Genomic DNA, 619 nt, shown 5'->3' with positions numbered 1-619 from the left:
GTTGACGACGATGCCGGCGGTCGCCTTGCCGGGGCCCGCGCCGCCGACGCGGACGTAGACGTCCTGGACGGTGGTGGGGTTGGCCGCGTGGTCCGCGGACGCGCCCTGGCCGCCGACCTCCAGCAGGGTCGGGGAGTTGACCGGTCCGGCGTCGATGAGGAAGCCGGCGAGCTTCACACCGTCGACGTCGGCGACCTTCATGGCCGTCACCCCGTTGTCGGGGATGATCGTGGCGAGACCGAGGCCCAGGACGACCGTGTCGGCCCGGTTCACGTCGATGGTGCGGTCCACGTGGTAGACGCCGGGCGTGAAGAGCAGGTGCAGGCCCTGTTCCAGGGCGGCGTTGATGGTGGCGGCGGTGGCGCCGGGCTTGACCACGTAGAACCGGCTCAGCGGGATCGACTGGCCCTGCGGGGTGCCGTTGGCCCAGGTGGTGCCGCGGGCGTTGGTCCGCTTGGCGGGCACGAAGACCTTGTAGTCGTTGCCGTCCAGGTAGAGGAACGGCTTCTCACGCGAGACGGGGGTGGTGTCGAGCGTGGTGTACGGGGGGTTGGGGAAGGAGGTCGCCGGGGCGCCCTCGACTCCGGAGAACGTCATGTTCCAGACGCCGTTGGTCCAG

General features: G+C 70.4%; 1 pseudogene. It reads right to left on the bottom strand.

From position 1 onward, the window contains the following. Positions 1 to 619, bottom strand: a pseudogene (locus tag IH13_RS0108115) (coagulation factor 5/8 type domain-containing protein); the annotation flags it as partial.

Origin of the sequence: Streptomyces sp. NRRL WC-3549, assembly GCF_000721935.1 — a bacterium.
Classification (GTDB): domain Bacteria; phylum Actinomycetota; class Actinomycetes; order Streptomycetales; family Streptomycetaceae; genus Streptomyces.
This window is presented reverse-complemented; position numbering and strand designations above follow the sequence as displayed.